The following is a 15,415-nucleotide window of genomic DNA, read 5'->3' as shown; positions in this document are numbered from 1 at the left end:
CCGGTGCGGGCGGTTCAGACGGCCTTGGCGGTCATGGGGACATCGACGCCGAGTTCGGACAGCAGCCGGGTGCGCAGCGCGGTGAACGGCGGGTCACCGACATCGCGCGGGCGCGGCAGATCCACCGGGGTCTCATAAGCGATGACACCGTCACGCATCACGAGCGCCCGGTCGGCGAGCAGCAGCGCCTCCTCCACGTCGTGCGTAACCAGCAGCACCGCGCAGCCACGCCGCTGCCACAGCTCGGCGACCAGCTGCTGCGCCTTGATCCGGGTCAGCGCGTCCAGCGCCCCGAACGGCTCGTCCAGCAACAGCAGATCGGGCTCGCGCACCAGCGCCCGGGCCAGCGACGCCCGCTGTGCCTCACCACCTGAGAGGGTCTTCGGCCAGGCATCGGACCGGTCGCCGAGGCCGACCTCCTCCAACGCGGTCTCAGCCACGGCCCGTCCCGGACTATCCGGCAGGCCGAGCAGGACATTGCGCCATACCCGCTTCCAGGGCATCAGCCGAGGAGACTGGAAGGCGACGGCACGTTTCTTCGGCACCAGCACAGTGCCTTCGATCTCCCGGTCCAGCCCGGCGAGCACGCGCAGCAGTGTGCTCTTGCCGCAGCCGCTGCGGCCGAGCAGCGCGGTGAACTCCCCTGGCCGGAGGGTCAGATCCAGCTTGTCGATCACCGGCCGGCCGTTGAAGGCCCGGGTCAGAGCCTCGACCCGGACCGCGGCGGGACTCAACTGCCCGTGAAGGTCGGTCGCCATTGGAGCAGCAGCCTTTCGAGGGTACGGACAAGGGCATCGACGACGAGGCCGAGGAGGGCGTACACCACCAGACAGACGATGATCTGGTCGGTACGGAGGTAGTCCCGGGCCCGGTTCAGCAGGTACCCGAGCCCGGCGTCGGCGTTGACCTGCTCGCCGAAGATCAGCGCCAGCCACGCGGTGGCGAGGGAGAAGCGCAGGCCCGTCATGAAGTTGGGCAGTGCGCCCGGCAGGATCACATGCCGGATCAGCCCCCAGCGCGAAAGGCTGAGCGACGAGCCGGCCTCGATCAGCCGCTCGTCCACGCCCCGGATGCCCGCGTAGACATTGAGATACAGCGGAAAGGTGACGCCGAGTGCGATCAGGGTGATCTTTGGGGCCTCGCCAATACCCAGCCAGATGATGAGCAGCGGGATCAGTCCCACGAACGGGACGGTCCGCATCATCTGCACCGTCGCGTCGACCGTGTCCTCGCCTAGCCGGGACAGCCCCGCGACCAGCGCGAGACCGGTGCCGGCCAGCCCTCCGACAAGCAGGCCGAAGGCTACCCGTCGCAGCGACACGGACATCGCCGTCCCGAGCTCTCCGCTGGAGATCAGGTCGGAGGCGGCGCGGGCGACGGTGCCGGGGGAGGCGAGGGTGTCCGGCGACAGCACGCCGGTGGCGCTCGTCACCTGCCAGAGCACGAGCAGCAGGACGGGCACGGCTGTCCGGCGCAGCCAGCGGGGGACGGTACGCCGGCTAGCGGTGACGGAGATGAGAGGTTCGAGCTCAGGGCCGGGGGAGTGATCCGTAATGCCGGATATGTCCGGTGGGGCTTTGCTTAAGGTCATGCGGAGGCTCCACCTCGGGGGGCGGCGGCGAGCGGGGAATGCCTCGGTGAGCGCGCGGCGCTAGGAGGCCGGAGAAAACAGCAGAGAGCGGTGAGAAGGCGTCAGCAGCCGCAAGGACACGCGGCGGAAGCCACCCGCAGCAGGTCGATGTGACCGCGCGTGGTGAGCAGAACGGGACGCAACATACCGATGAAAGTAACCGTGTATTCCGTGCAGCGTCAACGCCGTCTCGTCTGCCGGACGAGGAATCCCGGGTGGCTGGGCGATCATTGACCCATGGCCGACTCATTCACCACCCGCACCATCGACATCACGACCGGCTCCGCCGAGACGGTCCACGATCTCACCACCGACATCGCCGCCTTCCTGGACGACACCGCCGACGGGCGTGACGGACTGCTCAACGTCTTCGTCCCGCACGCGACCGCCGGCGTCGCGGTCATCGAGACCGGCGCGGGCAGCGACGCCGACCTGCTCACCGCGCTCCACGACCTGCTGCCCGCCGACAACCGCTGGCGTCACCGCCACGGCAGCCCCGGCCACGGCCGCGACCACGTCCTGCCCGCCATCGTGCCGCCGCACGCGACCTTGCCGGTCATCGACGGCGAGCTGGCGCTCGGCACCTGGCAGTCGGTCGTGCTGGTCGACACCAACATCTCTAATGTCAACCGTCAGGTTCGACTGAGCTTCCTGGGCTGAGCAAGATCGTCCTAGGTGTGGCCGCCAGATCTCCGTACCCTGCGTCCTCGAAACGGAGAAGCCTTGCGCGGTACGGACCTGGACATGATCGAACGACCCTACGACGGATGCGGAAAGTGCCTGCTCGGCGTGCGGCGGCTGTCGCGTATGAAGGCAGCCACAAGCTCCCCGGAGCGCCAGCGCGAAGACGTCCTGACGGCCGCCGCATCCGTCGGCGGCCACATCATCGGCTGGGCTGACGACTGGGAGGTGTCGGGCGCCACAGACCCGATGACCCGGCCCAAGCTCGGCCCCTGGCTCCGGGACGAGCGGGGTCCGTACGACGGCCTCGTCGCCGCCGCTGTGGACCGCTTGGGCCGCAACGTCGTGGACTGCCTGAACACCGGCTACAATGCGTGACGAGAAGAAGCTGCTCGTCACATACGGTCACGACGGCCCATGGGACTTGGACGACCCCACCGACGAGAACCGCTTCACCATGGAGGCCTGGGGCGCGCAGATGGAACTGCGGGCGATTCAGCGCCGCAACAGGAGCGCGACCGTCAAGACAAGGGCCGCTGGACCACCGAAGGGGAAGCCGTCCTACGGGTTCCAGTACGTCCGGACTGTGATGGGCGGCAAGATCGATCACGTGGAACTTCATCCACATGCCTCCGCTGTGATGCGGCTTGTCGCTCGCCGCGTACAGCGGCTGGCCAAGTCCCCCAAGGACGCGACCGTCTCCACCCGGGGCGAGGCAGTACTGGCAGGGACGGCCTGGGCGGACGGCAAGGGATCCACCCTCCAGCCCCAGGACGCGACCACCGCACGGCCGGTGACCTTCGGCTTGACCATGCCGGCTACCGGCAAGAAGGCAACCTTCACCGTCGACCCCGCCGCCCGGCAGGGCAAGCACGCCGCCCAGGGACGGGCGCCCTCACCCAGGCTCACCTCGCACAACGGCAGCACCGCGACCGACCGCACCGCGACCGTGGCGGCCGCTAATTCCCCGACCGACCCGGTCGAGGACGAGCGCACCTGCTCCGTCCCGCGCAACGACCCTCGCAACCAGGCGATGCAACCCAAGCCCCGCCAGGTGGAGTGGGCCGTGGACCAGGCCATCACCGGCTACCTCAACACTTACATCTCGCGCCCGGCGAACTGGAAGAACCTCGGCATGCCGGCGTACTCACCGCAGACCCTCTTCCTCAACCCGCCGCTGGACGGCGGCAGCCGGGTCCCCGCGCAGGTAATGCTCGGCGTCGCTACGCAGGAGTCGAACATGTGGCAGGCCGGCCGCGAAGCCGTGCCCGGCGTCACGGCCAGCCCGCTGATCGGCAACTACTACGGCATCGACCTGTACGACGGCGACACCTCCAACGACTGGGACGTCAACTTCGCCAAAGCGGACTGCGGCTACGGCATCACCCAGGTCACCGACCACATGCGGCTGGCCGGCCGGGAGGACGGACACGGCGGCACCGCTTGGGACTACCAGACCCAGCGTGCCGCCGCCCTGGACTACACCGCGAACATCGCCGCCGGCCTGCAGATCCTGGTCTCCAAGTGGAACGAGACCCACGCCGCCGGCCTGATCGCCAACAACGGCGACCCCCTCAAGCCCGAAAACTGGTTCTACGCCCTGTGGGCCTACAACTCCGGCTTCCATCCCGACCTCGGCGACGGATCCCCCTGGGGAGTGGGCTGGGCCAACAACCCCGCCAACCCCGAATGGGACGCCGGGCGCCTGCCCTTCATGGAAAACGCCGCCGGCGGTGAGGACGCCAGCGCGGCCGCCCGCCCGCAGAACTGGCCCTACGAGGAGAAGGTCCTCGGCTTCGCCGCCCACCCGCCCGCCTTCCTGGAGTCACCAGGCACGCTGGTGCCAGCCTTCCGCCCCGCGAGCTGGAACGGCACCACCAGCGGGGTCGCAGTAGCAGGCAGCGCACTGTACAACCGCGCGCACCTCAAGCCCGACGAGAACCTGTTCTGTGACGCCTCCAACGGCTGCGACCCGAGCAGGATCAGCGACGGCGCCTCTAACGACACCACCACCAGCGGCCCGTGCGGCGTCGCGGACTTCCAATGCTGGTGGCACAAGCCGGTTACGTGGAAGACTGCGTGCAGCCTGACCTGCGGAAACGAACTCGTCCGCTTCAACAGCACCTACCCTGAGGAAGCTGACGGATCCGCGTATCCGCCCAACTGCACCACCAGCGGACTGCCCGCGGGCGCCCTCATCGTCGACGACGTACCGGCCGGCACCCCAGTCGTCCGGCCCGGCTGTACCAACTCCTGGACCAACTCCGGCACCTTCTCCTTCACCTTCGGCAACAACGGAGTCGAGGACGTCTATCCCGCCAAGGTCGACCTCCACCAACTCGGCGCAGGTTTCGGCGGACACTTCTACTTCGGACACACCCGTATCGCCGACGACAAGGGCGAGCGGCTGAAGATCGAGGGTGCCTGGCGGCTGAACGACCCGCTCAAGGGCGAGGCCAAGGTCATGGTCCACATCCCGGACCACCGCGCACAGACCAGCTACGCCACCTACGAGATCGACACCCCGCACGGAACCGAACTCCGCACGGTCGACCAGGATGGCAGCGCCAACCGGTGGGTCTCCCTCGGCGCGTTCCGCTTCGACAACGCCGCCGAGGTGCGCCTGAACACCATCGCCTCGGACGGCACCGGTGACGAGGACATCGCGTTCGACGCGGTGGCGTTCGTGCCCGGCGACTACGACCTCATCCCCGAGATCCACATGCCGGACGCTGATGCCAACGCACGGGAACCGGCCGCGCAGGAGCCGATCGAGACCCTCTCGGGCTCCATCTTCGGCGCGGCCAAGGCACCCGTGAAGGCCGCCGCGACTGTGCAGGAGGCACGTAGGGCCGGACAGAGCTGCGCCCCGCAGAAGGGGACAGCCGACACCCAGATCTGTATCGGCCCCGTCAAGCCGCCGCGCACCGCCAAGTCCCTGTCCGCGCAGGCGACGGGCGACACGTCGTTCTGCTCGGCCAACGCGGCCGCCAAGTTCTACACTCGCACGACGGAAACGACGGCGCCGCTGCCCGCCGCGCAATGCCCGCTCGCCCGGCTCGGCCGGGTGCTGGACCTCCTCGCCGAGCGACTCGCGGAGCCCCGGACCCTCACCGACCTGCCCAGCACCGCCTGCTGCTGCCAGGCCGACCGGCCGCAGCGCTGCGGCACTTTCGCACCGGGCAGCACCGGTGCCCGCCCGGTACCGGGCGGAATTGTGGAGGACTGCGTGCGCGTCTTCCAGCGCTTCGACGACCCGGACGCGCTGTCCTCCGAAGACCTTGTTCACGCTCTGTGCCAGCTGCCCGGGCCGGCCGGGGACCGCTGAAGAGTTCGCCGAACTCACCCAGCGCCGGCTGGCGGGCCTGCTCGCTCCGTACCAGGTGCACTCCCGCGACGTGACCCTGCCCGACGGCCGCCGGCGCAAGGCCTACCGGCGCACCGCCCTGGCGGCCGCCCGGCGGGCGCACCGCCGTTGACCGCACCCGCCCTCGCCACCCGAGAGGCACGGCCTGGTGACTGGCCGCTCGTTGACGCCTTCCACCAACGCTGCTCAACGGAGAACCTCCACCGCCGCTGGGGCCGCACCGTGATCGGCCGCCGTGACTGGGACCGGCTGCGGTCGGCCGCCACCTGCTGGATCACCACCGCGGCCGGCAATGGTGAGGTGATCGCCCTGACCTCCCTCGGCCCCCTCCGCCATGAGCCGGGATGCGTCGACCTCGGCCTGCAAGTCGCCGACGCACACCACGGATCCGGGATTGGCACCGCTCTGGCCCACCGGGCTGCCTGCCAGGCCCGCGCCGCGGGTGCTTACACCCTGGCCGTTTACACCCAGGCAACCAACGCCGCCATGCTCGCGGTGCTCCGCAGCCTCGGTGCCACCCGGGAGCGCCGGGACGGCAGCCACCTCGACGTCCGCCTCCCCCTTCACCGGCTCTCGCCCTCGCGACGCCTGCTTTGCTGCCACCGTGACCAAGAGGCCCCCACATGCCTCAACCTGCCGCGTCCACCGCGGTGAACAAGACCCTGACCTCCCTCGATCTGCGCATCGAGGAAGCAACCGGCCTCAGCACCGATGTCCTATGGCCACACCGGGACCAGCACCTCCTGGACGAGCCGACCGCCCGGCTCGTCGATGCGCACCGCAAGCTCGCCAACGCGGAGACCGCCGTCACCTTCTACCGCACTCTGCTTCAACGGCTCTCCTCGGGCGAGTACGAGGTCGACGACGCGCTCTTCGACCGCATCGACCGCACCGTCGACCAGCTGCGGGAAGCCGCCGGCAAGCGCCACGCACGCGAGGGCGCGGTCCTGGCGGTCCTGGAACCGCTGGAGGAAGCAGTCCGGATGCGCGATCCGGCCCGGGCGCCGGACCTGCCGGCCCCCGACTTCGCGGCCTTGGTCGCCATCGCCCAGGGCGCCGTGCTGCGCGAGAACCTGCTCACCCACCGCGTCTCGGTCGTGACCACCTCCGGCACCCGGGTGCCCTGGCCCGCCCACCAGCGCCTGGCGGAACGGTCCCTGGTCACCCGCGACGAGTCCCATCCGCTGTACGCCGGACAGCCCGTCACCCTCACTGACGCCGGCCGCGCCTGCCTCACCGGATCCCGCCGCACCACCGCCACCCGTGCCGCACGCGCAGAAGCGTGCTGCGACGCGAAGGTTCCGAGGGGACCATCCGATTCCGATGCTGACCGTTTGCTGACCCCCAAGGGGTACTTAGGGGTCTGACCTGCGGAAACGCTCAAACTGTTTGAGATGTGGTGGAACTTTGTCGGGCGTTCCCAACAGGACATCGAAGAGGCCAGGAGGGACTGGATGGAGGGGTCCCGCTTCGGTGAAGTGAAGGGGTACGACGGAGGCCGACTGCCCGCCCCCGAACTCCCGCCGGTGCCCTTGAAACCGCGGGGACGGGTGCGTTGACCTGAGGTTATGCGCCTGGAGGGCGTAACCGTGAGGCTGCTTGTCGTGCCCCTCGGCCGGAGCGGCCGAGGGGCACGGTTGCGTCTCGTGGTGATCGTCTTGGGGCAGGGCGCGACTTGCAGATGCGAGCGTCTGTGACCAGGTCAGCGACAGTGGCGGTTCAGCGGTTCAAAGGTGCGTTTCCTTGACTTCTTAGCCGGTCCTAACGGACGGTCTGCGGCGCGCAGGAAGTGCACATCCCACCGGCCGTGGGCCGCTGACAGGATCGCCAGAAGGCGACTCCCCGGGTACGTCACAACGCGGAGTCAGGACTGGGTCATCCGCTGCCAGCTGAACGGGCCGAATGCGTTGGCACTCGCCGGAGCATTCGCGTTCGTGTCGATGGTCAGCTTCAGCCACTCGAGCGGGAAGGTGCTGCCGTGCACTACCACCCGGTGGAAGTTCGGCACGTCGTATCCAGGATGTGCGGACGCGACCGAGGCGCACGCGCCTTCGCCACCACCGGCGACCTCGCCAACACACGGGGCCGACGGAGACAGCGGATTGTCGGACTTGTACTTGTGCGAGTCGCCGTTGAACAACAAGACCGGCTTCCCGAACTGAGTCGTGTGGGACGCGATGCTCGCCACGAACGGGTTGTACCCAGTCAGGTGCGCCGCAGTATTCGAGTCCAAGTCCCACATGTCAGCCTGCGTCAGGATCACCACACCCTTGGTGTTGTGGTCTTCCTGAGCCTGGGCGAACGCCCGGTCGAGCCAGCGCAGATCGGCGGCCGTGCGCTGGGCGACCTCCTTCGCCTGTGCGGCGCTCTGCGAGGGAGCGCCGTACCAGACATCGGCGTCGTTGTTCGAGCCGCCCGGAATGTTGAGCGTCACGAACTGGATGCCCTTTTGCTGCCACATCACGTTCTCGACGTACTTCGAATCGGTGGGGTGCGCCCGGTCATAGACCTGCGCCTGGGAGAGCACGTGTTGCTTCCCGTTGCCGAGCGTGCTGCCGGGCTTGGAGAAGAAGGTCGAGCGGACCAGGTCGAGGTTGGCGGTGGGATTACCGCTGGCGTAATCGACCGGCTGATGCGTGACCGGATCGAGGGAAAAGTTGATCTGCTGCGTCGATGGGCTGTAAGTGCCGCCGCCCTCAGCGGGCTTGTGACAGTCCGTCCACTCGTTGTCGCCGGGGGTGTAGACCAAAGGCTTCTGGTATCTGGTCCAGAGGTTGTAGACCGACTGGTCATAGGCTTGCGTGCAGTACTGCTTGCCCGAGTGGATGTCGCCGACGTGGGCGACGAGGCTGACCTGTGGGTCATTGTTGATCGAATCGATGAAGGCGGGTGTCGCCTGGAACTCAGCGGTGTCGGTGGGTGACGTCCCATACGGGGCATCTCCGTAGACGGCCAGCGTGAAAACGTGGCCGTTGCCGGGTTCGGCCATCGCGGGGGACACGGTGCCCAGCGTGAGCATCGCAGCGGCTGCCGCCAGCATCACGGGTTTACGCATGTGCGTCAGACTCCTTCAAGGAGGGATATAGCACCCGCACCGTGTCGTCGCCTCCTGGCGGGGACATGACGCGAGGGTTACCCGGCCATGTCGGGAACCCAAAGACTCGGCTGCGTGTTCATGGCCATTCCGAGTTCGGTGGCCCGGTTGCGCCACCAGTTCCGTCTCGACCCCGACCACCCGAGCCTCGACCTCAAGCCCCTCAAGGGTGACGGCCGGGTTTTCCGCGCCAAGATCGACCGTTCGTACCGGGCGCTCCTTGCCCGGGCCGGTGTCGGCGCCGACGGCGTGCAGCAGTGGCTGATCGTCGCGGTCCGCCACCGCAAGGACGTCTACCACCAACTGAGCGTCGCCATCAACCGGGTCACCGGCGAGATCGAGTTCGTCGATCTCGGCGTCGTCGGCCAGAGTGTCCTCCAGCGCGCGGGACTCCAGCTCACCCCGGCCCCGGACGATCACGACGCACCGGCCGAGCCCACGCCCGCCCCCGTCGTGACGGAGCGACCGGCCGCCCCCGCCGAACCGCTCCTGGCCGGCTGCACTCCCGAGAACCTGCGTCGGCTCGGTGTCACCGACGCCCTCATCGATGTCGCCCTCACCGTCACGACCGACGAGGAACTCGACCAGCTCATCGCCGGTGCACCGCGCCTGACCGCCGAGGTCCTCACCGGACTCGGCTCCGGCATGTCCGTGGACGAGGTCGAGCGTGAGATCACCGAGCCCGCCTCCACCGAACTCGAACCGGGCTTCGAGAACGACATGGCGGCGGCCCTCACCCGTACCGCGGTCACCACGGTCGACGACGACATCCGCAATGTCCTGGCCGAGGGCGACTTCCGTGCCTGGAAGGTCTACCTGCACCCCACCCAGCGCAAGATCGTCGAACGGAACTACAGCGGCCCCGCTCGGGTCAGCGGCGGCCCCGGCACCGGCAAGACCATCGTCGCCCTGCACCGCGTCGCACGCCTCGCCGCGGCTCTGCCGCCCGGCCACGGCAAGCCGATCCTGCTGACCACGTACACCAAGAACCTCACCGCGGACCTGCGCTCCCGGCTCACCTCGCTCATGGACCCGGCGCTGCTGGGCCGTGTCGACATCAAGCACATCGACCAGCTCGCCCAGAGCGTCCTCAACGAGAACACCGCGCCCGGAGCACAGCGCAGCCTGATCAACGACGACCGGGCCCTGGACGTGCTGCGCGAAGTCCTCTTCGAACACGACGAGCAGCGCTGGGACGCCGAGTTCCTCTTCGACGAATGGGAACAGATCGTCCTCGGCCAGTCCCTCGCCACCCGCCAGGACTACTTCAAGGCCCGCCGCGCAGGCATGGGCCGCGCCCTCAACCGGCCCGAACGCGCCGCCATCTGGAAGCTGCTCGACCAGTTCACCCTGCGCCTCAACGGCATGGGCCGTGAGACCTGGGCCCAGGCCGCCGAACGCGCGGCCCGCTACGAGATGGAACGCGCTCGCAAGATCCAGACCCGGGCCGAGCACAAGGCGGACATCGGCGGCGGCGACCTGACCCACCTCGACGACAACAGCTCCGCGGTGCGCTACCTGCGTCATCGCTACCGCCACATCGTCGTCGACGAGGCCCAGGACCTCAGCCCCGCCCACTGGAAGATGCTGCGCGCCATGGTCGCGTCCGGCCCGGACGACCTGTTCATCGCCAGCGACACCCACCAGCGGATCTACGACCGGCAGGTCACCCTCTCCACCGTCGGCGTCCACATCCGCGGCCGCGCCTCGAAGCTGACGCTCAGTTACCGCACCACCCAGGAGATCCTCGACCAGGCTGCCAAGGTCGTCCGCGGGGCCGCCTATGACGACCTCGACGACGGCACCGACACCCTCGACGGCTACCACTCCCTGCTGCACGGCCCAGCCCCCGAGTACGTAGCCTGCGCCGACTGGACCGACGAGATCACCCAGCTCGCCGAGGCCCTCAAACAGTGGAGCGGACGAGACCTTCCGCTCACTGCTGTGCGGGACGGAGTAGCTCTCTGACCTCCTCGCCAATCCGGCGGGGAATCCGTCACCTCTTCGCACCGAAGAGAGAACCTCGGCCGACGGGGAAGAACTACGATGATGCACGTCTCCGGGAAGCGGGGGAAGTCCTGGGAGCGTGCTTGTCCTAGGCCCTTGCTAGGTTGGCGGGACGAGTCGCTGAGGGAGGCGTGGACGATGACGGCGAGCGCCGACCATCTAATAGCTCTACTCAGCGCCCATGCCGAGGGTGACAACGACCGCTTTTACAGCATCGCCCTCCAGCTTGCAGCGAAGTCTGCACGCCAGAGCCGCACCCGGCTCGCGACTGAGCTCCGGGAGTTGATCGACTCCTCCCGTGCCCAGAAAATCACCCGTCGCCCGACTCCCACGCCGGTGGTACAGCCTCGCGGCGAGCTCGTGAGCCTGCTGACCGCCGACTACCCCGATATCCGCCTGTCGGACATGACGCTTACGGAAGCTTCGGGAACGGCCTGGGTGACAGCCGCGAGTATGTCGTGTCGCCGGCCGAGCGGGTCCGGGGTTTGGTCGGCGGGGATCTCGTGCCCCGAGGCGACGCCGTCGGGCAGGCGGAAGAGGAGCACGTCCCAGCTCATGGCGCCCTTCCGAGTAGGAGTTGAGGAGTGTGGCTCTGGCGGCGGTCAGAGAGATGGGGGCGCCTGGATCGGCCGACTGCGGTCGGCTACGTGTCTCGCGTCCGTCAGCCGCCCAGGAGTAGGCGCTCGCGCTCGGCCGCCACGATCTCCCGTGCCAGCTCAGCGTCCGTGATATCGAGCGCTTCCGGGGCGCTGTCGGCGGTTTCGGAGACGCGGGCAAACTCCGCGAAGAGTTGGTTCTTGCGCGCCAGGATCTCAATGATGCGCTGGTCGACGCCTTCTTCGGAGAGCAGGCGATGTACTTGTACCGACTCCAGCTGCCCCATCCTGTGGGAGCGACCGATGGCTTGCCATTCGGTCGTCGGCTTAAGCTGGGGCTCGCAGATCACGACGACCGATGCCGACTGAATGTTCAGGCCGACGCCGCCTGCCACGATCTGCGCGACGAGGACTGCCCCGTGGCGGGCTTGGGAGAACTCATCAACCATGCTCTGTCGCTTCGCGGCGGGAACGGAGCCGGTAAGGGGCCCGAACACCTTCCCCGGAAGGACGGACGCCACTTCATCGAGGACGTCACGGAAGTACGAGAAGACCAGCACCTTGCGCTCGTTGTCCTCTGCCTCCTGGACGATGTCGATGAGGCGCTGCATCTTCTCGGACTTGGCGCCGGCGCGTAGCGCGGCCTGGCGCATGGCCATGAAGTTGCCTTCGATGACAGCTGCTCGGTAGTGCTGCTCGTCGGCGCTGGACATCGGCATCCACTCGTCGACTTCGAACCGCTCCGGGAGCTCGGTGAGGACGTCTTCCTGATTGCGCCGCAGGTATGCCGGTGCCACCTGCTTCCGGAACTGGCGAGGAGCGATTTCCGAGGCACTGATCGACAGGTCTGGCCGGAGGTAGCCGACGAGATTGCGGAATTCCTCGATCCGGTTCTCCAGCGGGGTGCCGGTCAGTAGGATCGCTCGCTCCGAGCTCTTGATCAGGGCCGTGGAGCGCCGGGTTCGCTGGGCCTCCGGATTCTTGATGTAGTGCGCTTCGTCGAACACCAGACACGCAAGTTCGGCGCGTTCGGGGATCCGGCCTTCCAGCCAACCGAGGATGTCGTAGGTGGTGACCGCGACTCCACCGTTGCGGATCCAGGACTTCAGCGCGTCGTCGCGACCGGGCCCGTGCAGGCGATACGCGCGCAGATCGGACTTGGCCTGGACTTCGCGCACCCAGTTGGTCACGACAGCGGCTGGGCACACGACCAAGAAGTGGGAGGAGCCCTTGGCGCGCAAGTGGGCGAGTACGGCGAGTGACTCGACCGTCTTTCCCAGACCCATCTCGTCGCCGATGATGACCTTCCGTTGCACGATCGCGAAGCGGGCACCGAATGACTGGTATCCACGAAGGGACGCCTTCAGATGGCTGGTGTCGAGCTTGAGTTCCCTTACCGCCTCGACGATTTCGGTCGGTAGGTCGCCGTGGCTCTTCTCGGCGTCGTCGGCCAGGAATCCGAGCTCCGCGAGCATCGCGTAGTAGTCGGCCGGGCGGGCGATGAAATCCTCCCAAGGATCACCGCCTGCGGCGTCGTCCCCGCCGTTGAGCAGCGCCCCGCGGCGCTCGACGGCCGCCAGCGCGGTACGCAACTCGGCGACGGTCCGAGCCTGGGGGACGAGAACCACGTGGGAGGTCTTGGAATCAAGGCTTTGGAGGAGCGGCCGAACCGCGTCGGCGGCAGCGAGGTCGGCTGTCGCGTTGTGGATCGAGCGTGCCGCGTCCCAAGCGCGCATCGTAGTGAGGAGCTTCGTGGTGGCGCGGGATCGGTTCTTGATGTCGATCCGGACCGGCATCTCGTCCAGCGTGGTCTGCCAGATGGTCCGTGCGGCGCCGACCATCCGGTTGCCCGTCGTCTCACCGACTCCGGGGAGCGATCGAATCCGTGATTTCTGGTCGAGGACCTGCTGCACGTTCCTGATCTCGGCATCGATCAGCGCCGTGATGCGTAGTTGGCCGCTGGTTGCGTCCTTGAGCCGCTCGACGGGCATTTCGGCGACCAGCTTGCGAGCCTCGTCCTGTCGGACTGCATTGCCGGCGGCATTGACTGCCGTTCTGAACTCGTACTCGCGCTGCAGGGCCTGATCGATTGCGCTGATCGCGGTCTTGGGGACGTCCAGTTCATTCCGCCCGACGAGTTCGGCTCGGCCACCGAGGAGGTGGGCGAAGCCGACCGTGTCATCGAGGATGGCCGAGAGCCCGATTGCGGGGACGGCCTTCCTGTCCCAGGCTGCCAGACTTTCCAACTCGGTAACGAGTGGGGTGCTCGTAGCCCGCTCGTGGAGGGATATCAGGTATGCCGCAGCTTGCCCTGCTTCGTCCTTGCGGCTCTTGCCCGACAATATCCGGCGGGCGCCGAACAGCGCCCGGACGGCCGTCAGCGCCTGGCCGACGTCGTTGGTCAACTGGTGGATGCCCTGCTGGGCATTAGCTGTGAGCGCCGGAAGAGCCTGACGGCGGGCCAGGGAGGCCACCAGGTCGACATCGGACGGCGAGACCTGCAATACGCGCCATGCGGTGGTGGCTCCAGTCCCGAGGGAAGCCACTCGGCCGAGGAGGTGCCTGGCGGCGTCTTCCGCCGCTGCCTCGACGGGTTCACGTTCCTCAACGATCCTCGCCGCGAGCTTGCGCCACCCGCTGACTTCTTCCACCACACCACGAAGGTGCTGACGTTCTTCTCGCTCCATTGCCCCCGCCGACTCGAATTACCTCTGCGAAGATTAGCGACCCCGGTTGACGAAGTCGACTGGACCACAAATCCGCCGGAACGTCCGAGTAGCGTTCGCAGGCTGCCAACCAGGAGGTTCTGTACGTGCTGCTCGAGGAGCTCAAGCCGGGTCTGCGGATCGACGGACTCATGCCGGCGGAGGTCGTCACGGTCATCGCCGCTCAGTGGCACGGTGCGAACGCACTCGAGCTGACCTACAAGACCGCCGCGGGCGGCCTTGACCAGCGGGTCGTCTTCCGAAAGGACGAGGACAAGCTGAGCGTTGCCCGCAGCGGCAGCCGCGCCTTCGACGCGAACGCAAGTGACTTCAAGCTGGTCGCCGAGGCTCAGCGGATCTCACTGGCCGGTCTATTCGACCCGATGCTCGCGGTGGCGACCAGTGACGTTCAGCCGCTCCCGCATCAGATCCGCGCCGTGTACGGCGAGCTCATGCCCCGTACGCCGCTGCGCTTCCTGCTCGCCGACGATCCGGGCGCAGGAAAGACAATCATGGCTGGGCTCTACGTCAAAGAGCTCCTGCTGCGCGATGACGTCAAGAGGTGCCTCATCGTGGCTCCGGGAGGCCTGGTCGATCAGTGGCAGGACGAGCTCTTCTTCAAGTTCGGCCTCCGCTTCGACCTGCTCACGAACCAGCTCATCGACTCCCAGTTCAATCTCAACGTCTTCGAGACCTATCCGCTGCTGATCGCCCGCATGGACCAGCTCTCTCGTAACGAGCACCTGAAGGCGCAGCTCCAGGAGACGGAGTGGGACCTGATCGTCGTTGACGAGGCGCACCGCATGGGTGGCCACTACTTCGGTGGCAAGGTGGAGAAGACGAAACGGTTCCAGCTTGGCGAGATGCTCGGCGAGATCACTCGCCACCTGCTCCTGATGACAGCGACCCCGCACTCAGGAAAGGAGGAGGACTTCCAGCTCTTCCTCACCCTGCTGGACCGTGACCGGTTCGAGGGCAGGCAGAAGAGGAGCGCCGACGTCAGCGGGATCATGCGGCGCATGATCAAGGAAGACCTGCTCACCTTCGAGGGCAGGAAGCTCTTCCCCGAGCGCATTGCGGAGACAGTCCCCTACGAACTCACGGCACTCGAGTACGACCTCTACGAGGACGTCACCCACTATGTCCGCGAGGGGATGAACCGCGCCGACCGCATCGGTGGCAAACGCAAGAACACTGTCGGATTCGCGCTTACGACGTGGTGCTCGATTGAGGTCGGGCTGTGCTGGCCTGGCGGGTTGGCTGGTGGTTGATTACCGCATGGCCGCGCGGTCGGAGACCAGGCCGGCGATGGCTTGGTAGGTCTGGTCGAAGTAC

At 67.5% G+C, this 15,415-nt stretch carries 14 protein-coding genes and 1 pseudogene; 9 read left to right on the top strand and 6 right to left on the bottom strand.

Annotated features, from left to right (window positions below):
* Positions 1–14 precede the first annotated feature (14 nt).
* The 3 genes from FCI23_RS33560 to FCI23_RS63200 form a co-directional block, all read right to left on the bottom strand.
* Entirely contained in the window at positions 15–758 is a 744-nt protein-coding gene (locus tag FCI23_RS33560) for an ABC transporter ATP-binding protein (protein WP_136727849.1), read from the bottom strand.
* Positions 731–1,591: an ABC transporter permease gene (locus FCI23_RS33555; protein WP_136727847.1), complete on the bottom strand. Its 861-nt coding sequence runs from the start codon at positions 1,589–1,591 to the stop codon at positions 731–733. Before FCI23_RS33555 ends, FCI23_RS33560 begins: the two co-directional genes overlap by 28 nt.
* A 101-nt stretch (positions 1,592–1,692) precedes the next feature.
* Positions 1,693–1,776, bottom strand: coding sequence for a putative leader peptide (locus FCI23_RS63200; RefSeq protein ID WP_322973923.1), 84 nt, complete (start codon positions 1,774–1,776; stop codon positions 1,693–1,695).
* Between the two features lie 91 nt (positions 1,777–1,867).
* On the opposite strand from FCI23_RS63200, the gene FCI23_RS33550 reads away from it, so the two are divergent.
* From FCI23_RS33550 to FCI23_RS33525, 7 genes and pseudogenes are all read left to right on the top strand, one after another.
* A complete protein-coding gene (locus tag FCI23_RS33550; protein WP_136727845.1) occupies positions 1,868–2,290 on the top strand; it encodes a secondary thiamine-phosphate synthase enzyme YjbQ in 423 nt (140 codons plus the stop codon).
* Positions 2,291–2,374: 84 nt separating this feature from the next.
* A complete protein-coding gene (locus FCI23_RS58460) occupies positions 2,375–2,689 on the top strand; it encodes a recombinase family protein (protein ID WP_246144300.1) in 315 nt (104 codons plus the stop codon).
* Positions 2,682–5,639, top strand: coding sequence for a golvesin C-terminal-like domain-containing protein (locus FCI23_RS58455; protein WP_211265555.1), 2,958 nt, complete (start codon positions 2,682–2,684; stop codon positions 5,637–5,639). The genes FCI23_RS58460 and FCI23_RS58455 overlap by 8 nt, the downstream gene beginning before the upstream one ends.
* Positions 5,593–5,790, top strand: a complete 198-nt coding sequence (locus FCI23_RS33540; RefSeq protein WP_136727844.1) for a DUF3631 domain-containing protein — start codon at positions 5,593–5,595, stop codon at positions 5,788–5,790. Before FCI23_RS58455 ends, FCI23_RS33540 begins: the two co-directional genes overlap by 47 nt.
* On the top strand, positions 5,787–6,332 hold the full coding sequence (locus FCI23_RS33535; RefSeq protein WP_136727842.1) for a GNAT family N-acetyltransferase: 546 nt from the start codon (positions 5,787–5,789) through the stop codon (positions 6,330–6,332). The genes FCI23_RS33540 and FCI23_RS33535 overlap by 4 nt, the downstream gene beginning before the upstream one ends.
* Entirely contained in the window at positions 6,302–7,045 is a 744-nt protein-coding gene (locus FCI23_RS33530; protein ID WP_211265554.1) for a hypothetical protein, read from the top strand. Before FCI23_RS33535 ends, FCI23_RS33530 begins: the two co-directional genes overlap by 31 nt.
* A gap of 27 nt (positions 7,046–7,072) precedes the next feature.
* A pseudogene (locus FCI23_RS33525) lies at positions 7,073–7,237 on the top strand (pirin family protein); the annotation flags it as partial.
* Positions 7,238–7,542: 305 nt separating this feature from the next.
* Here FCI23_RS33525 and FCI23_RS33520 read toward each other — a convergent pair.
* Positions 7,543–8,733, bottom strand: coding sequence for a hypothetical protein (locus FCI23_RS33520; RefSeq protein WP_136727841.1), 1,191 nt, complete (start codon positions 8,731–8,733; stop codon positions 7,543–7,545).
* Positions 8,734–8,853: 120 nt separating this feature from the next.
* On the opposite strand from FCI23_RS33520, the gene FCI23_RS33515 reads away from it, so the two are divergent.
* Positions 8,854–10,740 (top strand): UvrD-helicase domain-containing protein, encoded by a 1,887-nt coding sequence (locus FCI23_RS33515; RefSeq protein WP_246144298.1) that lies wholly within the window; start codon positions 8,854–8,856, stop codon positions 10,738–10,740.
* 419 nt (positions 10,741–11,159) lie between these two features.
* Here the strand turns inward: FCI23_RS33515 and FCI23_RS56920 are convergent, their stop codons facing one another.
* On the bottom strand, positions 11,160–11,336 hold the full coding sequence (locus FCI23_RS56920; protein ID WP_169317051.1) for a hypothetical protein: 177 nt from the start codon (positions 11,334–11,336) through the stop codon (positions 11,160–11,162).
* 104 nt (positions 11,337–11,440) lie between these two features.
* Positions 11,441–14,029 (bottom strand): DEAD/DEAH box helicase, encoded by a 2,589-nt coding sequence (locus tag FCI23_RS33510; RefSeq protein WP_136727839.1) that lies wholly within the window; start codon positions 14,027–14,029, stop codon positions 11,441–11,443.
* Between the two features lie 158 nt (positions 14,030–14,187).
* Here FCI23_RS33510 and FCI23_RS33505 point away from each other — a divergent pair, with 158 nt between their 5' ends.
* Complete coding sequence (locus FCI23_RS33505) at positions 14,188–15,351, top strand: DEAD/DEAH box helicase (RefSeq protein ID WP_246144297.1); 1,164 nt, start codon at positions 14,188–14,190, stop codon at positions 15,349–15,351.
* Positions 15,352–15,415 lie beyond the last annotated feature (64 nt).

It is taken from the genome of Actinacidiphila oryziradicis (assembly GCF_005047355.1).
Lineage (GTDB): Bacteria > Actinomycetota > Actinomycetes > Streptomycetales > Streptomycetaceae > Actinacidiphila > Actinacidiphila oryziradicis.
This window is presented reverse-complemented; position numbering and strand designations above follow the sequence as displayed.